The sequence below is a fragment of the Gulosibacter molinativorax genome (assembly GCF_003010915.2).
In the GTDB taxonomy this organism is placed as follows: domain Bacteria; phylum Actinomycetota; class Actinomycetes; order Actinomycetales; family Microbacteriaceae; genus Gulosibacter; species Gulosibacter molinativorax.
In genome coordinates this window covers 1,938,582-1,955,361 of record NZ_CP028426.1, presented here as the reverse complement: position 1 = coordinate 1,955,361, position 16,780 = coordinate 1,938,582, and the positions used below count along the sequence as shown (strand labels likewise).

Here is a 16,780-nt window from a genome sequence, read left to right as displayed (position 1 = left end):
TTGTGGTGACGCGCGGCGGTCAGGGAAATGTCGCTGGGTGGGCACAGAATGAAGCAATGGATCCATTGCTCGAGTTCGTGTTGAAGGGGCTCATCATCGTCGCATGTGGGGTTGCGGCGCTGCTCGCCAACCCGGTGATCCGACGGTTCTTGCGGAAGATCGAGCCGCCCGCGCCGAAGGATGGCACGCTTGTCCTCGATCCGAATAAGACGTTGCCCGGTGGCCGCTGGATCGGTCTGCTCGAGCGCGCTGGCACATACGCTTGCCTCGTCGCGGGATTCCCCGCCGGGCTCGCGTTCATCATTGCGATTAAAGGCCTCGGCCGGTATCCGGAGCTCCGCTCGCAGGTGAACCCTCGCGTCGGCGAGCTCTTCATCATCGGAACGTTCGCGAGCCTCCTCTGGGCCGCGGTCTTCGCCGGGATCGCATACTGGGCGGTGCGCGCATGGTAGAATACGGCACGGTCGACGACAGCCTGGAAACCGGCAACACGGGTAGTGACAACACCGGCACCGATAGCACTGTAGCCGCGGGGATGCAGGCCACTGGACTCCCGCAAGCCGCGATCGAGGCGCTGCTGACGCGGTGGCGCGAGCCCCATCGCAACTATCACGGTGAGACGCACCTGACCTCCGGGCTAGAGGCCCTTGAGCGGCTCGGCGGCACGCGGCTCGAGCGAATTGCGTTCTGGTGCCACGATGCAGTGCACACGAACACGAGTCCGGACGACGAGCTCGCCTCGGTCGAGGTCACGCGCGAGGTCCTCGGGGAGCTGCTACCCGCATCCGAACTCGAGGAGGTGTGCCGACTCATCCTCGTCACGATCCACCACACGCCCGAGCCGGGGGATGCATCCGGCGCACGTATCGCCGATGCCGACCTCGTCGGCCTCGGCTACGACTGGGAAGGGTATCGCGCGAATATCGCCGGCATCCGGGTCGAGCCTCCGCAGCTCACGGAAAGGGAGTGGCGCGAGCGGCGGATTGCCTCGGCGTCTGCACTGCTTCGGCACGACCCGCTGTTTCACACGGACCTGGGGCACCGGGAGTGGGAGCCGCAAGCCCGCGAGAACCTCGCGCGCGAACTCGCGGAGCTCGAACGCACATAGCGTGGCGAGCAGCTCGTTTGCGAAGACCCCTGCCGATAGCGCTTGCCCTGGCCGCTGGCGCGCATCTTCATTGCCGCTAACGCTTGCCCTTGCCGGTGTGCCGGGTGTGATTGCAGCTAACGGCAATGGCTGCGGGTGGCCCCGCGCATCCTCATTGCCGTTGGCGCTTGCCCTTGCCGGTGTGCCGGGTGTGATTGCAGCTAACGGCAATGGCTGCGGGTGGCCCCGCGCATCCTCATTGCCGTTGGCGCTTGCCCGTGCCGGTGTGCCGGGTGTGATTGCAGCCAACGGCAGAGCATCCAGGTGGCCCCGCGCATCCTCATTGCCGTTGGCGCTTGCCCTTGCTGGTGTACCGGGTGTGATTGCGGCTCGCGGCAATGGGTGCGGGTGACCCCGCGCATCCAGGGTGACCCCGCGCATCCCGCAGGCTCAGTAGGATGGAGGGCACCATGACTTCTGTAGATGCTGCGCCCGTCACGAGCGCCACCGGTTCCGATATTCGAGTTCGTTTCTGCCCTTCGCCGACGGGCACCCCGCACGTCGGGCTCATCCGCACCGCACTCTTTAACTGGGCGTACGCGAAGCACACGGGCGGCAAGCTCGTGTTCCGCATCGAGGACACCGACGCCGAGCGCGACTCGGAAGAGAGCTACGAGATGATTCTCGACGCGATGCGCTGGCTCGGGCTCGACTGGGACGAGGGCATCGACGTCGGGGGCGAGCACGGCCCGTACCGTCAGTCGCAGCGCTCGGACGTCTATGAAGAGGTCATTCAGAAACTCAAGGATGCGGGCTACCTCTACGAGTCGTTCGCGACGCCCGAGGAGATCGAGGCGCGCAACATCGCGAACGGCCGCGACCCGCGCCAGGGCTACGACAACTTCGAGCGCGACCTGACCGACGAACAGCGCGCGGCCTACCGCGCCGAGGGGCGCGAGCCGAGCCTGCGCCTACGCGTGCCCGACGCGGACCTCTCGTTCGACGATCTCGTGCGCGGCGAGATCACGTTCAAGGCCGGCTCGTTCCCGGACTTCGTGGTCGTGCGCCCGAACGGCAAGCCGCTCTACACGCTCGTGAACCCGGTCGACGACGCGCTGATGGGTATTACCCACGTGCTGCGCGGCGAGGACCTCCTGTCGTCAACGCCGCGCCAGATCGCGCTGTACCACGCGCTCATCGCCGTCGGCGTCGCCGAGTTCGTGCCGCGCTTTGGGCACCTCCCGTACGTCATGGGCGAGGGCAACAAGAAGCTTTCGAAGCGCGACCCGGAGTCGAATCTTTTCCACCACCGCGATCGCGGCTTCCTGCCCGAGGGCCTGCTGAACTACCTCGCGCTCCTCGGCTGGTCGATCGCGGCCGACCGTGACGTGTTCACGATGGCCGAGATGGTCGAGGCCTTCGACGTTGAGGATGTGAACCCCAACCCCGCGCGCTTCGACGTCAAGAAGGCCGAAGCGATCAACGGCGAGCACATGCGCCGACTCGACGCCGAGGAGTTCCCGAAGCGACTCGTGCCGTACCTCCAGAAGACCGAGCTCGTGGCCGACCCGGTTACCGACGACGAGATGGCGACGATCCGAGCGGCGGCACCGCTCGTGCAGGAGCGCATGCAGCTGCTCGGCGAGGCATCGGGCCTGCTCGGCTTCCTGTTTACCGACACCGACGACCTCGAGTACGCTCCGGACGCGATGAAGACGCTCAAGGCCGGCGCGGGGGAGACCCTCACGGCTACCCACGAGGCGCTCGAGGGCGTTGAGGACTGGTCGACCGAGTCGATCGAGGCTGGGCTGCGCGCCAAGCTGATCGACGAGCTCGGGCTCAAGCCGCGCCTCGCGTTCGGCCCGGCCCGCGTCGCGCTTTCGGGCCAGCGCATCTCGCCGCCGCTGTTTGAATCGATGGAGCTGCTCGGCAAGGACGTCACGCTCGCGCGCGTCGCTCGCCTGCGCGATCGGATCGAGAACGAGGGGGCCTAGTTGTCCGCGGATGCTTCGGCCGAGTCGGCCGCTGAGCAGGGGCCGACCTCGGCCGCAGAGCCAATCGCGCCCGAGGATCGCTACGAGGTAGTGGTCATCGGGGGCGGGCCCGCGGGGCTGCAGGCCGCGCTCATCCTCGCCCGCCAGCTGCGTCGGGTGCTCGTGCTCGACAGCAACCGGCCGAGGCACTCCGCGACCCTCGAGGCGCACGGCTTCCTATCGCGCGACAACATTCCGCCGAATGAGCTGCGGGCCGCGGGGCGTGAGTCGGTCGAGCAATACGAGACCGCCGAGATTCAGTTTGCCCAGGTCACGCGCGTCCAGCGCGACGGCACCGGGTTCATCGTCGAGGCGAGCGGCGTGCGGGGGAGCCGGGCCCGTCGCGTGGCGGCCGAGCGGGTCATCCTCGCGACCGGCCTCAAGGAGCATTTCCCCGATCTGCCGATGCTGCGCGCGTTCTACGGCACACACATCCACTCGTGCGTCGTGTGCGACGCGTGGGGCAAGCGCGACTCACGCCTCGCCGTGTTCGGCGTGCCCGAGGCGAAGACTCTCGCCTACCGCGCGGCGCAGCTCGCACGCATCGGTTCGCACGTCACGCTGTTCGCGTCCGAGGAGCAGGTGCCCGAGGTGGATGCGCAGCGACTTCGCGAGCTCGGCGTCGAGATCGATCGTCGCGAACTCGAGGATGCGGTGGGCGAGAAGGCGACGCTGACCGGGATGCGCGTGGTCGGCGGCGACGTGGTGCCGGTCGACGCGGCCTTCGTGCTGCCGAGCTTCGAGGCCCAACTGAGCTACCTCGACGAGGACATTAGGCCCGATCTCACCGACGAGGGGTTCGTCGCGGCAGACAATTTCGGTCGCACGCGCATCCAAAACCTCTACGCGACCGGCGAGCTCACCGCTCCCGGACCCGAGGTGCTCATCATCTCGGCCGGCAAGGGCGCGCGCACCGCGATCGCCGCGCACCGCGACGCGACCGGGTTCTAGCGGCGCGAAGTGCCGAACACGGTGCGCGAACTGTGCTCCGACCGGGCCCGCGGTGGGGCAGACTGAGCACTAATGAATACCACACAGAACCCGACTCGCAACAGGTCTTTTGGGGTTATCGACTGGCTATTGCTGCTCGCCACCGGCACGATGTGGGGCTCGTCGTTCCTCTTCGTGCGCGCGGCGCTCGTGGACATCGACCCGATGACGATTGCCTGGTTGCGCATCGTGTTCGGTGCGGCCGTGCTCACCCTGTTTCCCGCATCCTGGAAGCCGCTTGACAGGCGCAGCGACTGGTGGCTCGTGGCACTCCTCGGTTTCGTGTGGATGGCGCTGCCCTTCACGCTTCTCGGCTTCGCGCAGCTGACGATCGACTCGGCTCTCGCGGGCATGATCAATGGCGCGGCGCCGCTGTTTACCGCGCTCGTCGCGCTGCTGTGGTTTCGGCAGCAGCCCTCGAAGACCCTAGCGGTTGGCCTGATCATCGGGTTCGTGGGCATCGTCGCCGTGCTCATGCCAACCATGACCGGCAGCATCAGCGTGGTCGGTGTGTTACTCATGCTCGGCGTGACGGTGTCGTATGGCGCGGCGTTTAATCTCTCGGGAGCGCTTCAGTTGCGCAACGGCGCGCTCGCGGTGATCTGGCGCGCGCTCGGCATCGCCGCGGTCATGACGACGCCGACGGGCCTGATCGGTCTCGGAAACACGACCTTCGCCCCGGTGAGTTTCGGTGCCGTCACTGTTCTCGGGGTCGTGTGCACGGGCTTCGCGTTCATCTGCTTCACGATCCTGATCGGTCGCGTCGGCCCGGCCCGCGCATCCATCGCGACCTATCTCATCCCGATCGTCGCCATGCTGTTGGGGACGCTCGTGGCGGGCGAGGCGCTGCATCCCGAGTCGCTCAGCGGCATCGTGCTGGTGCTGCTCGGGGCCTATCTCGCGTCGAGGGGGCGCAAGGCGGCGCCGAGCGGGTAGGGGGAGCTCTCGCGAGCGAACGAGCGACGGTGATTGCGGTGGTGTCCGACGTGCGGCCACCGTCTCGGCAGCATGAGTGTCTGCACTTACCGTCGTAGCGAGGTCACTTTGTCATGATTAGCGCCTTATTCGAGGCAATTTGTCTGCTCTTTTCCGTGATCATTGCACACCGGGGCACGCACCCCGTATCAATGCTCCTAAGCCGTGCCAACGAGGGCGCTGGCCACGATTCCGACCCACTCGCGGTCGCCCACGGTAGGAGCACAATGACGACGATCACCACTTTCGGCCCGCAGCCCCGCGACGTATTCGAGCGCATCCCCGCGTACAAGCCCGGGCGTCGCGCGACCGGCGTCGAGATCGCCCCGCTCGCCTCCAACGAGAGCCACCACGAGCCGCTGCCCTCGGTGCTCGAGGCGATCGCCGAAGAGGCGCTGCGCATCAACCGCTACCCGGATGCGGCAGTCACGAACCTGCACGCGAAGCTCGCCGAGAAGTTTGGCGTCGGCGCGGATCAAGTTGTCACCGGCCCTGGCAGCATTGGCGTGCTGCAGCAGCTGCTTGAGACGTATTGCGCGCCCGGCGACGAGGTTGTGTTCGCGTGGCGCTCGTTCGAGGCGTACCCGCTGCTGGTTGAGATAGCGGGCGGGCAGCCCGTCATGGTGCCGCTACGCGCGGACGAGAGCCACGATCTCGACGCGATTGCCGCATCCATCACCGACCGCACGCGCATCGTGCTGCTGTGCACCCCGAACAACCCGACCGGCGTGAGCCTGAGCCACCACGACGTCGTGCGCTTCCTCGACACCGTTCCGGAGCGCGTGCTCGTCGTGATCGACGAGGCCTACGTCGAGTACGAGACGAGCGAGGATGCGGTGGATTCGCTCGCGCTGATTGCCGCGCGCCTGAACGTGCTCGCGTTGCGCACTTTCTCGAAGGCGTACGGCCTCGCGGGCCTGCGCGTCGGCTATGCAATCTCGACGCCCGAGATCATCGCGTCGGTTCGTAAAGCGGTGCTCACGTTTAGCGTGAACTCGCTCGCGCAGCGCGCCGCGATCGCATCGCTGGATGCGGACCACGAGCTGGCAGCGCGGGCCGCGGAGATCGCGGGGGAGCGGGACCGCGTCGTCGCGGCGCTCGCCGACACCGACTGGGGTGTGCTGCCGAGCCAGGCGAACTTCGTGTGGATTCGCGCCTCCGGCGAACGCAATGCCGCGTTGAGTCAGGCGTTTGACGACGCTGGCATCCTCACGCGAGTCTTCCCGGAAGACGGGATCCGCGTGACGCTAGCGGACGCCGCGACGAACGATCGCGTGATCGCGGTGTTGCGGAACACGGTCGGTGAGTAAATCGCGAAGCGATTTGTATCGAACCGACCGGGCCTCTCGATACGGCCTGCGGCCTACTCGAGGAGCGATAACGCGGCGTATCGAGAGGAAGCCGACAGCTGCAGGAAAACCCAAGCTCCCACGAACCTCGCGGTGATAGAACGGCGTGGTCGACGCATCCAACCGATGCACGATCACGACGAGCGACAACGCGAGGAGATCGAGGATGACCGAAGACCGAGCCGAGCAGGCCGAACAACCGAACACGAACGGCAATTCCGAGCAACCCTGGCGCGACACGAGCCGCGCCCCGCGCGAGCGCGCGGAGCTGCTCGTCGGGGCGATGACGATCGAGCAGAAGATCGCGCAGCTGCATGGCGCGATGGAAACCATCAACATTTACAACATCGAGCTGCCGGAGGATCTCAGCGAGGCTGCCGATCAGTTCCGGGTGCAGCGCCACGTCGCGGGTATCGAGGAGCTCGGCATCCCGCGATTCCGGATCACGAACGGCCCGGTCGGCGTCGGGATGGGCGATGGCTACCCGAGCCCGAGCGCGACGTCGCTCCCGATGACGATCGCGCTCGCGGCCGGGTTCGATCCAAAGCTTGCCCACGAGTACGGCGACATCATCGGCTCAGAGACCGCGACGCTCGGCCAGCACGTGCTCGAGGGCCCCGGCCTGTGCCTCCACCGCACGATCACGGCTGGGCGAAACTTCGAGTATTTCTCGGAGGACCCGTATCTGAGCGGCATCATGGGCATCGAGGTCACGAAGGCAATCCAGGCGCACGACATCATCGCGATGGCGAAGCACTTCGTGCTAAACGATCAAGAGCTCGAGCGCTTCCGCACGAGCGTCGAGATCGACGAACACGTCCTGCGAGAGCTCTATCTTCTGCCGTTCGAGATGGTCGTGAAGGACGCGGATCTCGCCGCGATGATGAGCGCGTACAACCGCATCCGCAGCGTGTACGCGAGCGAGTATCGCCACACCCTCACGGACATCCTGCGGGGTGAATGGGGCTTCGAGGGCTACGTGCAGTCGGACTTCTGGTCGGCGCGCTCGGCCGCGCCGTCGCTCAACGCCGGACTCGACCACGAGATGCCGGATGCGAACTGGTACAACGAGGAGAACATCCTCCGCGCGCTCGAGGACACGAGCCTCGAGATCGAGACGGTGGACCGCGCACTCGTGCGCCGCTTCACGCAGATGTTCCGCTTCGGACAGTTCGAGCGGACCTATGCCCCCGGCGAGATTGACGCTAAGGCCCACGGCGCGCGGGCCCGCGAGATCGGCGCGCAGACGGCCGTGCTGCTCAGGAACGACGGACTCCTGCCGCTCGACCCGAATATGCCCACCATCGCGATCATCGGCCAGCAAAAGTTTGCGGCCGAGGCGTGCCTCGGCGGCGGCGGCTCGTCGAAGGTGGACCCGCTCTACACCGTCCCGCCGCTCGAAGGCATGCAGGATGTGCTCGCGGGGCTCGGGTCGGAGGCCAAGGTCGAGCTCTTCACCGTCGCCGATGACCTCTCGAACCTCGAGGATGCGCGAATGGTCGCCTCGGGCGCGGACGCAGTGGTCATCATGGCCGGCGTCGTCGCGAGCGAGGGCGAGGACATGGCCGAGCCGCTCCTCCCGAACAACCAGAACCGCATGGTTGCCGAGCTGCTGACCGCGAATCCGGCGACCGTCGTGGTGCTCAAGGACAGCAACCCGGTGCTGTTGCCATGGATCGACGATGCGCGGGCCGTGCTCGAGGTCTGGAATCAGGGCACCGAGGATGGCCACGTCGTCGCCGACCTCGTCTTTGGCGTCGTCACCCCATCCGGCAAACTGCCGACCACCTACCCGCGCGACGCCAAAGACACGCTACATGCCGCGCATCCCGAGCGTTACCCGGGCACCGACGAGGGCGACGGCTACCCCGTCATCCGCTACACCGAGGGCCTAGGCATGGGCTACCGCTGGTTCCAGTCGCAGGGTATCGAGCCGCTGTTTGGCTTCGGCTATGGGCTCTCGTACACGACCTTCGACGTCGCTAATGTCAAGGTGGATGCGCTGGGCGGGGTGCGCTCGCGGGTCACGGTGACGGCGACGGTCACCAACACAGGCGACCGTGCCGGCGCCGAGGTCGTGCAGGTGTATGTCGGCATTCCGGCGGACGGGCAGCCGCCGAAGCGGCTCGTCGGGTTCCGGAAGGTGCACCTCGAGCCGTGCGAGCAGCAAACGGTGTCGATCGTGATCGACCCGGAATCGAGCAACCACCCGTTCGGCGTGTGGGATTATCGAGCGCACGCCTTCGTCGACGTCGAGGGCGATTACACGGTGTACGTCGGGACGTCCGCGGCGGATACCCCGCACGCGTTCCCGGTCACATCCACTTCGAACGCTTGAAGATGATGTAGAGCCCGACCGTCAGCACGAGCATCAGCCCGAGCGCCATGGGGTAGCCAAACGCCCAATGGAGTTCGGGCATGACGTCGAAGTTCATCCCGTAGATCGCGCCCACGAGCGTGGGCGCGAAGAGGATTGCGGCCCAGCCGGAGATCTTCTTCATGTCCTCGTTCTGTCGCTGCGCGACGAGCGTCGAGTTCACGGTGAGGATCTGCGCGAGTTCCTCTCGGAGGTCGCGCGAGTGCGTCGCGGCCTTCGCGAGGTGGTCGGCAACGTCGTCGAGGTACTTCTGCAGCTCAGGCGGAATCTGGTACTTCTCGTGACCGCCCTTGAGTGCAGTCAGCACCTCGCTCATTGACGAGACCGTCTGCTGCATGTCGACCACCTCTTGGCTCAGGCGGTAGATGCGTTCGGCTACTGCCGTGTCGCCGCCGAATACCTGGCGCTCGACCTGTTCCTTGTCGATCTCGAGGCCTCGCAGCACCGGTTCGTAGCGGTCCACGATCTCGTCAATCACGCGGTAGACGACCGCCTCGACACCGAGCGTGAGCAGGTTCACGTTTGCGAGTATCGAGTTGTCGTGCTGCATCGTCTCGAACGGATGCTCTTCGTCGAGGTCCGGAGTCTCGGTGCCGTCGAGCCACTGGCTATCCTGACAGATCACCGCGACCGCGCCGCGGCGCACGAGGATGTGGAACTCGGCGAACTGCACTTCCTCAAGTTCGTCGACGTAGCGGGCCGAGCGAACCACGAGGAACAGCACATCCCCGTACCGCTCGATCTTGGGCCGCTGCCCGGCCAACAGGATGTCCTCGAGCATCACGGGGTGGAGCGACCACGCGGTGCCGAGCTCGGCGATCTGTTCTGGATCTGGCTCGGGATAGAACAGCATCGCCAGGTGTTCGGTGTCTTGGTCCGCGAACTCGAGCGCGTCCTCGATCGTCGTGCCCGCGGGCGGCTTGGAAGCGACGCCGTGGCTCACGAGGCGGATGATCGGATGCGCGGTCTCTTTCTCGGCGCTCTCATTCAGAATCGAGTTTGGTCGCCCCGGGTTTGCCTCGGCGGGCTGCACACGACGCTCGCTGCGTCGGCGAAGATCAGCCCGAAGCCCGAACCGTTCGGTTGGTCGATTGAACATGGAGCTCTCCTCGGCGGCGCGAAGTCGGGGGTCAGGATGCGCATCCCAGCCTACGCGCCGCGCGGAGCGGCGAAGCCGCTCCGCGACTACACGGGACCGGACGCTTCGTGAGTAGCGGCGAAGCCGCGTATCGAACGGTGCGGTGACCTCGATACGCGGCTTCGCGATGCAGCTGGCCTTAGGCCAGCGGGTACCCCTCGCCGCGCAGGCGCGAGCCCCAGATACCGGACTTGCCGGGTGCGATAATGCCGTTCGGATCGATCGCATCCTTGAGTTGCTCGTTGAAGCGGCGCTGGATGTGGTTGTTGAAGCCGAACTGGTCGACCACAGCCTCGCTTAGGGCGTAGTGGGCACGGTACTCGCCAAACCCGCGGCGACCAGCCTCGACGACCATGTTCTTCGCGGTCGCATAAGCGGTGTGCACCTGATCGGCATTGCGGTTGTCGAATGGAATCAGATTGACGAACGTCGTCGAGCGCGCGTTGATCGGCATGAATCCTCCGAGATAGTCGAGCCCCGCATCCTCACACATGCCGCGCATGAGCGTCTGAGCCTCGGCGACCTTCCGCGAGGTCATCGGAATCACCGGAGCGAAGTCGACGTGGCCGCCGTCGTCGCCACCGGCCCAGCCAGCCATTTTGTAGAGGTCGAGGCTCGGCACGCCGATCTGCACGCGCTCGTGCGGGTCGGGGAGTGTCTCCCACTCATCCGCGCCGTACTTATTGCCCATGACGCCGACCGACGGGATCGACTCGAAGCGCTTCTTGAGCTTCGCAAAATTGTGGTCCACTACGGCCTCGTCGCCGTACAGCGCGAAGCGCATCATCCAACGACCGATGTTGAATTCCTTCGCGATCTTTTCGATGATCTCCTCGGGCATCGTGCCCACGCCGTCGTACCACTCGGCGCGCGAAGTGATGTTCGAGGCGATGGCGAGCGTGTTGCCGAGCTGGGGACGCATCTCGATCGTGCCGTCGAGCATGAGCTCACGCAGCGCGTCGATGATCGCGGGCATCTGCGCGTCGTCCCAGGCCTGCAGCCACAGCGGCATGTAGACCTCGGGTTTCGGCATGAGCCAGTAGCCCATCTTCGTGACGATGCCGTAGTTCGACTGCATGAAGAGCTCGGTCGTGGTGGGGCCGAAGCCGCGCTTGTACAGCGGCCAGGACTCGTTGTTCTCCATGCCACCCGAGCCCGTGCGATACACCTCGCCACTCGGCAGCACGACCTCGAAGCCACAGTGCGAGGCCTGGTCGATCGCGTAGGGCATGTACGTGAGGCCGTGGTCGAGGGTGTTCGAGACGACGCCGCCCCAGCCGATGTCGACGATGGATGCGACGAGGTTGTGATCCCCAGCCTTGATGGCGGCGTGGAGATCGGACCAGCTCACACCAGGCTCGACCATCGCGTAGCCGAGCTCCTCGTTGATTTCGATGCCCTGCATCCCGCGGAAATCGACCATCACGGCACCGCGCACCCAGGGTGCCGCTCCGCCATAGCCGTTGTTCTTGCCACGACTGATGGGCCATAGCGGTACCTTGTACTCGTTCGCGATGCGGACGATCTCCTGCACGTCCTCCGTCGTCGCGGGCATGGTCGCGGCGGAAGGAAGCAGGGTCGATTCGCCGGCGACCTGATAGGGGTCGACGAAGTCGGCGAGTGCGGTCGGGTCGACGGTTACTTTGTCGTCGCCGATGGCGGAGGCGAAGGCCGCGAGGGCGGCGTCGAGGTCTTGTTCGGAGACGCCAGGTGGGATGGGACGGTTGATTTCGGACATGGTGATGGTTCCTCTCGTCGTTGAGCGGCTGCTCGTGTGGGTTGAGCCTTGGTTTTGGTAGTTGCGGACGGATGGGGAAGTGAAGTGTTCGGGGCGCGACAAGTGCCGGATAGGTGCGCAGCGGCGCCTCGATACGCGCGCTTCGCGCGCTACTCACCGACCTTCTGGGGTTTACTGCTGGTCGAAGCCGGCAAGGATGTCGGCCTGGTGCGCGGCAACGGCCTCGCGCGTCTCGGGGTGGGTGAAGATGTACCGGTTACCCGAGCGGATCGCGTCCACGACCATGTCACCGACCTCGCGCGCCTCAAGGACACGCGATTCGACCTGGAACGACTCCGTGTCGTCGGTCTTCGCATCGAATCCGGGGCGCTTGCGCGCGTTCTCGGTGATGTTGCTCTTCACCATGGCCGGCATCAGCACCGAGATGCCGATGTTGTCGGTGCCGTCAGCCTCGAGCTCGATCGCGACTGTGTCGCTGACCGAGAGAATCGCGGCCTTGGATGCGCCGTAGGCGGCGGTTCCGGGGCCGGGAACGACCGCGGCGAGCGACGCCGTGTTCACGATGTAGCCGCCGTTGTCGTTCGCCTTCAGCGTCGGGAGGAACGTCTTCATGCCGTTGACGACGCCCCAGAAGTTGATGTCCATGACCCAGCGGAAGTCCTTGAGCGTGACTTCCTCGAACTCGATGAGTGGGCCGACGCCGGCATTGTTTACGACAATGTCGACGCGGCCGAGCTCGTCGAGTACCGACTGAGCGAGAGCCTCGACGCTTTCGATGTTGGTGACGTCCACGCTGCGCGCGATCGCGCCAATCTCGGTGGCGGTGGCTTTCGCGCCATCCTCATTGACATCGGCGATGACGACGGTCGCGCCAGTGTCGATGAGTGCTTCGGCGATGCCTCGGCCGATGCCGGATGCGCCGCCCGTGACAACCGCGACGCGGCCTTCAAAAGTGTCGATGCTGCTCATTATTCTCCTTGGGTTTGAGTTCCGCCTCGATACGCGGCTGCGCCGCTACTCGGCGAGCGGTCGCTCCGTGAGTAGTGGCGGCAGCCGCGTATCGAACGGCGCCGACTACTCGGCAGACTTGGCGGGGATGATCGGCAGGTTCAGGTAGGACTCACCGAAGTGGATGTCGTGCTTCACGGCCGTCATGGTCGGGAGCATGTAGACGCCCCAGCTACCGAGCTGGCTGAGCACGTCGTCTTGGTTGCGGACGGTGAGTTCGAGGCGGTGGCCCGGCAGGAAGACGTTCGAGGTCGGCATGAAGCGGATCTCGTAGTCTTCGACCTTGCCCGGAGTGACGGGCTCGGGAGCCTGACGCGGGTGGACGGGCTCACCAGGACGTGACTCTTCTTCATCGAGCGCACGGAACGCGGCCTTGAGGAAGCCCTGCGTCAGGGTCTGGCGGGTGCCGTCCGGGTGGATGTCAACGAGGTCGACGATCCAGTTGGTGTCTTCCTGGTCGATCGCTGCCTGGAGGTGGAGCGACACGGGGCCGGTGACTTCCATCTCCTGTTCGAACGGCTCGGTCGTGTAGCGCAGGCAGTGCACATCACCCGTCTCGTAAGCCGCGGGAGAGTCGAGAACCTCGGGCTCCGCATCCTGGCTGGGCTGCGCATCCGACAGGCCACCGCCGGGCTGGAGGTAGTACTTCGACCACTCGGTGCGGGAGAGCGGCCACTCGCTCTCGAAGCGCCACTTGTTCTTACCCATGACGAAGAGCTTGATCGGCGGCTCGTCCATGATGCCGTTGTCGATGCCCTTGGCCCAGTAGTCGTACCAGCGAATGGTCTCGTCGTGGAAGTCGACGTAGGGGCGCGGGGTGTATCCCGCCGGGTAGACGATGAGCTTGCGCTGACCCTCGGGGGTCTGCGCACGGCGCCACACGTGGAAGGTGCCCCACGCGTAGAGGCGAACGCCCCACGGCACACCGAGGTACATCGGTACGGTGATGTTCTCGCTCGGGTCCGGCATCGGCTCGGGGCGGAAGGTGCTGAGCATCGTGTCGAAGAAGTTCGGCGACTTCATCGGGTACTTCATGCCCGAGTACCACTTCGTGTTGTAGCGGATGTCGGGGTGCGCGAGGATTTCGTCAACGCGCTCCTTGAGCTCTTCCTCCGAGTAACGCGACATCGCTTCCGGCAGCGGCTTCGCGAGTTCGCGGTTCGGGCGGGGGAGCGTCGAGTCGTTGCCGTGCACACCGAATTCGATGTGGTAGAACAGCGCGTCGAAGATGCCGTGGTGGTTGTCGTTGGCCCACCAGGGCAGCTCATCCGGGTGGATCGCGACGAGTTCCTCGGGCGGGTTCGCGCTCGCGGCGACGGCCTGCGAGAGCCAGTATGACGACGGGCCCATCATGCCGACCTTGCCGTTGCTCCAAGGCTGCTTCGCGGCCCAGCGGATCACGTCGTGGATGTCGTCGGGGCTGTGCACCGAACCCTGGGTCGCGTAGGCGCCCTCGGAGTTACCGGTTCCTCGCGGGTCAACGATGAGGTGCACGTAGCCGCGGGGCACGGCGTAGGTGTAGTCACCGGCCTCCATCGAGCCGTCCCAGAACGCGCTCTTGAGGTAGGGCTGCGGCTTGTCCTTGTTCCACGCGACGGCTTCCTGGGCGTCCTTGCCCCAAATCCCGTAGGAGAGGATGACTGGGAATTTGGAGTCCTCGTCGTCAGTGTCGGGACGGTAGACGTCGCCGTAGATCGTGATGCCGTCGCGCAGGACGATCGGCACATCCTTTTCCTTGCGGAGTTCGTACGTGGGCTTGGCTTCAAGCTCAGGGTCCTTGATCAGCTGCGGGTAGCCGTCGAAGTACACGCCTTCGAGGTCCGAGCCCCAGGGCACCTGGACAGAAACCGGGTCCGCGCCCGGAATAATGAGGCGGTTGTCGTCCTCGTGGAAGAGTTCGACGCGCGAGCCCGCCGCGACTGAATCATTGCTGTTCGGCATTGATATGAATTCCTTACGTCATTGGGGGAAGTGCTATCCACGCTATTCCTGGGCTGTTTACGGGACTGTCGAAAATGCGCATGGCATTATCGATAGTGCGCGAGGTTTCGCCTACAACTGTTGGCTGAGGGGTGTTGAGGATGCGTGAGTCGGGTGAGGTTGGCCGTGAAGAGCCAGATGATTCCGGTTTTGCGGCTTGGCAGGCCGAGTTTGCTGCGCAGCTGCTGCCGTTTCGGATGCGCGATGCCGCAGAGAGCGACGTGGCATTTACCGTTCACTCGGGGCGGGCCTCGGATGTGCGGATGGCGCGATTCGAGGCCGGTACGCATGACGCCTGGCGAGGCAAGCAACTCACGGCGACGGCCGAGCCAGCCGTGATCGTGTGCCAGCAGGTCACCGGCCGATCGACGGTGGCGCAGTCCGGTCGCGAGGTCGAGCTGTTGCCGGGAGACTTCACGTTCTATCGGGCTTCCGAGCCGGTTCGCATCCGTTTCTTGACCGACACCGTGGGGATGATCACGATCATCCCGGAGCGACGGCTATCGTTTGACGCCGGCTGGCTTGCGACCGTCGTGGCCCGAAAAATCGATGGCGACGATCCGATCGCGCGTGGATTCGCGGAATATCTGCGGCTCCTGGAGGAGATCCCTGCGGATGAGTCGCGGCGCCGTGCAATTGCGCTCGAGGGCGCGATCTCGCTGTTCGAGACAACGGTCCGCGGTGCGTTCGACGTGCCGGGTTCCGAGGAGCCCCACAGCGCGAATCGTCGTGAGCTCTATGACCGCGCGGTCGACATCGTCGCCGAGCGGGCGGTCGAGCGTGGCTTCACGCTCGCGGCGCTCGCAGAGGAGTGCTTCGTGTCGCCGCGTCAGCTGCAGGCGGTGTTCGCCGAGTATGGCCGGACATTCCGGGGTCTGGTCGTCGCGGCCAAGGTGGGTGCCGCATCCAGGATGCTTCGCCAGGAGCGGTACCACGACACCCCGCTCGCGACCATCGCGCGGGAGTGTGGTTTCTCGAGCGCATCCCATTTCACGCAGCAGTTTCACGCCCGGGTCGGGACGACACCGTCGGCCTATCGGAAAGAGCTGCTGCGGCGAGAGAGTGCTGACACGAACCCCGCTCCGTGAGTAGTGGCGAAGCCGCGCCCCAAGCTCCGTGAGTAGCGGCGAAGCCGTGTATCGAACGGTGCGGCACGCAGGCCCACGTCTCGCTATCCCCTCCGCGCGAACATCATGTGGATGACCCCGCTCGGCGAGGTCGCCGATTCGATCGTGAAGCGCTCTTCGAGCTTCTCGAGTCCGTCCCATAACCGCTCACCGCGGCCGAGAATGATCGGCGCGACAACAAGGTGCATCTCGTCAACAAGGTCGGCCGCGAGGAACTCACGCAGTGTGGTGGCGCCGCCACCGATTCGCACATCGGTGCCGGGTGCGAGTTCGCGTGCGTATGCGAGTGCCTCGGCGGGAGTGCCGTTGAAGAAGTAGAAGCTGTTGCCGCCCTCCATGTGCAGCGGCTCGCGCGGGTGACTCGTGAGCACGACGACCGGTGTGTGGAACGGCGGGTTCGGGCCCCACCAACCCTGCCAGCCGTTGTTCGGCCAGGGTCCGGCCTTCGGGGCAAACTTGTTGCGGCCCATGATCTCGACGCCGATGTTTTCGCCCCAATGCCGGGCGAAGGCGTCGTCGATGCCGACGCTTGGCGGTACATCGGCGTGTATGCCCATGTTCTGGAAGGTGCGGGTTGGGAAGGCCCAGGACATGAGACGGGTCCCTGCGTGGCCGAACGGTTCTTTCAGCGTCTGATCTGCGCCAGTGCCGAAGCCATCGAGCGAGATGGTGAAGTTGTGCACGCGAACGCGCGAGGTGGGGGAGGCCATCTTGGGCTCCTGTGGTCGAGGTGGAGTGTGTGTTCCTTCATCCCTACTCGTTGAGCCGGTGAGTGAGGTGGATGCGCGCTTCGAGCGCCTGGGTGCGGATGGTCCAGAGGCAGCGCTCCCGGCCTGATTTGCGCGGGCCGAAATGCTGGTCTAAGCTATCCTGGTGCCGTAAAGCACTGGGGTATGGTGTAATTGGCAACACAGCGGTTTCTGGTACCGCCATTCTTGGTTCGAGTCCAGGTACCCCAGCGAATAAGGACCCTCAGCT

General features: G+C 65.4%; 13 protein-coding genes and 1 tRNA gene. 9 read left to right on the top strand and 5 right to left on the bottom strand.

From position 1 onward, the window contains the following. Nucleotides 1-56: 56 nt before the first annotated feature. The 7 genes from GMOLON4_RS09195 (at nt 57) to GMOLON4_RS09165 (ending at nt 8,772) form a co-directional block, all read left to right on the top strand. The gene (locus GMOLON4_RS09195) at nt 57-452 is read left to right on the top strand and encodes a hypothetical protein (protein ID WP_026937201.1); all 396 of its coding nucleotides are present in this window, start codon (nt 57-59) and stop codon (nt 450-452) included. Continuing rightward, on the top strand, nt 446-1,108 hold the full coding sequence (locus GMOLON4_RS09190; RefSeq protein ID WP_051266987.1) for an HD domain-containing protein: 663 nt from the start codon (nt 446-448) through the stop codon (nt 1,106-1,108). The genes GMOLON4_RS09195 and GMOLON4_RS09190 overlap by 7 nt, the downstream gene beginning before the upstream one ends. Nucleotides 1,109-1,557: 449 nt before the next feature. Then, on the top strand, nt 1,558-3,081 hold the full coding sequence (gene gltX, locus GMOLON4_RS09185; RefSeq protein WP_026937202.1) for a glutamate--tRNA ligase: 1,524 nt from the start codon (nt 1,558-1,560) through the stop codon (nt 3,079-3,081). Continuing rightward, a complete protein-coding gene (locus GMOLON4_RS09180) occupies nt 3,082-4,071 on the top strand; it encodes an NAD(P)/FAD-dependent oxidoreductase (protein WP_051266989.1) in 990 nt (329 codons plus the stop codon). Nucleotides 4,072-4,143: 72 nt separating this feature from the next. Then, nucleotides 4,144-5,046: a DMT family transporter gene (locus GMOLON4_RS09175; RefSeq protein ID WP_035733023.1), complete on the top strand. Its 903-nt coding sequence runs from the start codon at nt 4,144-4,146 to the stop codon at nt 5,044-5,046. A 266-nt stretch (nt 5,047-5,312) separates the two neighbouring features. Next, nucleotides 5,313-6,395 (top strand): histidinol-phosphate transaminase, encoded by a 1,083-nt coding sequence (hisC, locus tag GMOLON4_RS09170; protein WP_051266991.1) that lies wholly within the window; start codon nt 5,313-5,315, stop codon nt 6,393-6,395. Nucleotides 6,396-6,600: 205 nt separating this feature from the next. Continuing rightward, nucleotides 6,601-8,772, top strand: coding sequence for a beta-glucosidase (locus GMOLON4_RS09165; RefSeq protein ID WP_051266992.1), 2,172 nt, complete (start codon nt 6,601-6,603; stop codon nt 8,770-8,772). Here GMOLON4_RS09165 and GMOLON4_RS09160 read toward each other — a convergent pair. The 4 genes from GMOLON4_RS09160 to GMOLON4_RS09145 form a co-directional block, all read right to left on the bottom strand. Next, complete coding sequence (locus GMOLON4_RS09160; RefSeq protein WP_084147556.1) at nt 8,750-9,910, bottom strand: magnesium and cobalt transport protein CorA; 1,161 nt, start codon at nt 9,908-9,910, stop codon at nt 8,750-8,752. The genes GMOLON4_RS09165 and GMOLON4_RS09160 overlap by 23 nt on opposite strands. A gap of 178 nt (nt 9,911-10,088) precedes the next feature. After that, a complete protein-coding gene (locus GMOLON4_RS09155) occupies nt 10,089-11,687 on the bottom strand; it encodes an FAD-binding oxidoreductase (RefSeq protein ID WP_051266993.1) in 1,599 nt (532 codons plus the stop codon). 171 nt (nt 11,688-11,858) lie between these two features. Next, on the bottom strand, nt 11,859-12,656 hold the full coding sequence (locus GMOLON4_RS09150; protein ID WP_035733024.1) for an SDR family oxidoreductase: 798 nt from the start codon (nt 12,654-12,656) through the stop codon (nt 11,859-11,861). Between the two features lie 105 nt (nt 12,657-12,761). Next, nucleotides 12,762-14,636, bottom strand: a complete 1,875-nt coding sequence (locus tag GMOLON4_RS09145; RefSeq protein ID WP_026937206.1) for a CocE/NonD family hydrolase — start codon at nt 14,634-14,636, stop codon at nt 12,762-12,764. 140 nt (nt 14,637-14,776) lie between these two features. On the opposite strand from GMOLON4_RS09145, the gene GMOLON4_RS09140 reads away from it, so the two are divergent. Beyond that, a complete protein-coding gene (locus GMOLON4_RS09140; RefSeq protein WP_026937207.1) occupies nt 14,777-15,763 on the top strand; it encodes an AraC family transcriptional regulator in 987 nt (328 codons plus the stop codon). Between the two features lie 83 nt (nt 15,764-15,846). Here the strand turns inward: GMOLON4_RS09140 and GMOLON4_RS09135 are convergent, their stop codons facing one another. Continuing rightward, the gene (locus GMOLON4_RS09135; protein ID WP_026937208.1) at nt 15,847-16,512 is read right to left on the bottom strand and encodes a dihydrofolate reductase family protein; all 666 of its coding nucleotides are present in this window, start codon (nt 16,510-16,512) and stop codon (nt 15,847-15,849) included. 177 nt (nt 16,513-16,689) lie between these two features. Here GMOLON4_RS09135 and GMOLON4_RS09130 point away from each other — a divergent pair. Further along, nucleotides 16,690-16,761, top strand: a tRNA-Gln gene (locus tag GMOLON4_RS09130). Nucleotides 16,762-16,780: the final 19 nt, after the last annotated feature.

Excerpts from the sequence above, each read along its gene's own strand:
- GMOLON4_RS09165 (WP_051266992.1), top strand. The coding sequence starts at position 6,601 with ATGACCGAAGACCGAGCCGAGCAGGCCGAACAACCGAACACGAACGGC.
- GMOLON4_RS09175 (WP_035733023.1), top strand. The coding sequence starts at position 4,144 with ATGAATACCACACAGAACCCGACTCGCAACAGGTCTTTTGGGGTTATC.
- hisC (WP_051266991.1), top strand. The coding sequence starts at position 5,313 with ATGACGACGATCACCACTTTCGGCCCGCAGCCCCGCGACGTATTCGAG.
- GMOLON4_RS09140 (WP_026937207.1), top strand. The coding sequence starts at position 14,777 with ATGCGTGAGTCGGGTGAGGTTGGCCGTGAAGAGCCAGATGATTCCGGT.
- GMOLON4_RS09190 (WP_051266987.1), top strand. The coding sequence starts at position 446 with ATGGTAGAATACGGCACGGTCGACGACAGCCTGGAAACCGGCAACACG.
- GMOLON4_RS09145 (WP_026937206.1), bottom strand. The coding sequence starts at position 14,636 with ATGCCGAACAGCAATGATTCAGTCGCGGCGGGCTCGCGCGTCGAACTC.
- gltX (WP_026937202.1), top strand. The coding sequence starts at position 1,558 with ATGACTTCTGTAGATGCTGCGCCCGTCACGAGCGCCACCGGTTCCGAT.
- GMOLON4_RS09150 (WP_035733024.1), bottom strand. The coding sequence starts at position 12,656 with ATGAGCAGCATCGACACTTTTGAAGGCCGCGTCGCGGTTGTCACGGGC.
- GMOLON4_RS09155 (WP_051266993.1), bottom strand. The coding sequence starts at position 11,687 with ATGTCCGAAATCAACCGTCCCATCCCACCTGGCGTCTCCGAACAAGAC.
- GMOLON4_RS09135 (WP_026937208.1), bottom strand. The coding sequence starts at position 16,512 with ATGGCCTCCCCCACCTCGCGCGTTCGCGTGCACAACTTCACCATCTCG.
- GMOLON4_RS09160 (WP_084147556.1), bottom strand. The coding sequence starts at position 9,910 with ATGTTCAATCGACCAACCGAACGGTTCGGGCTTCGGGCTGATCTTCGC.
- GMOLON4_RS09195 (WP_026937201.1), top strand. The coding sequence starts at position 57 with ATGGATCCATTGCTCGAGTTCGTGTTGAAGGGGCTCATCATCGTCGCA.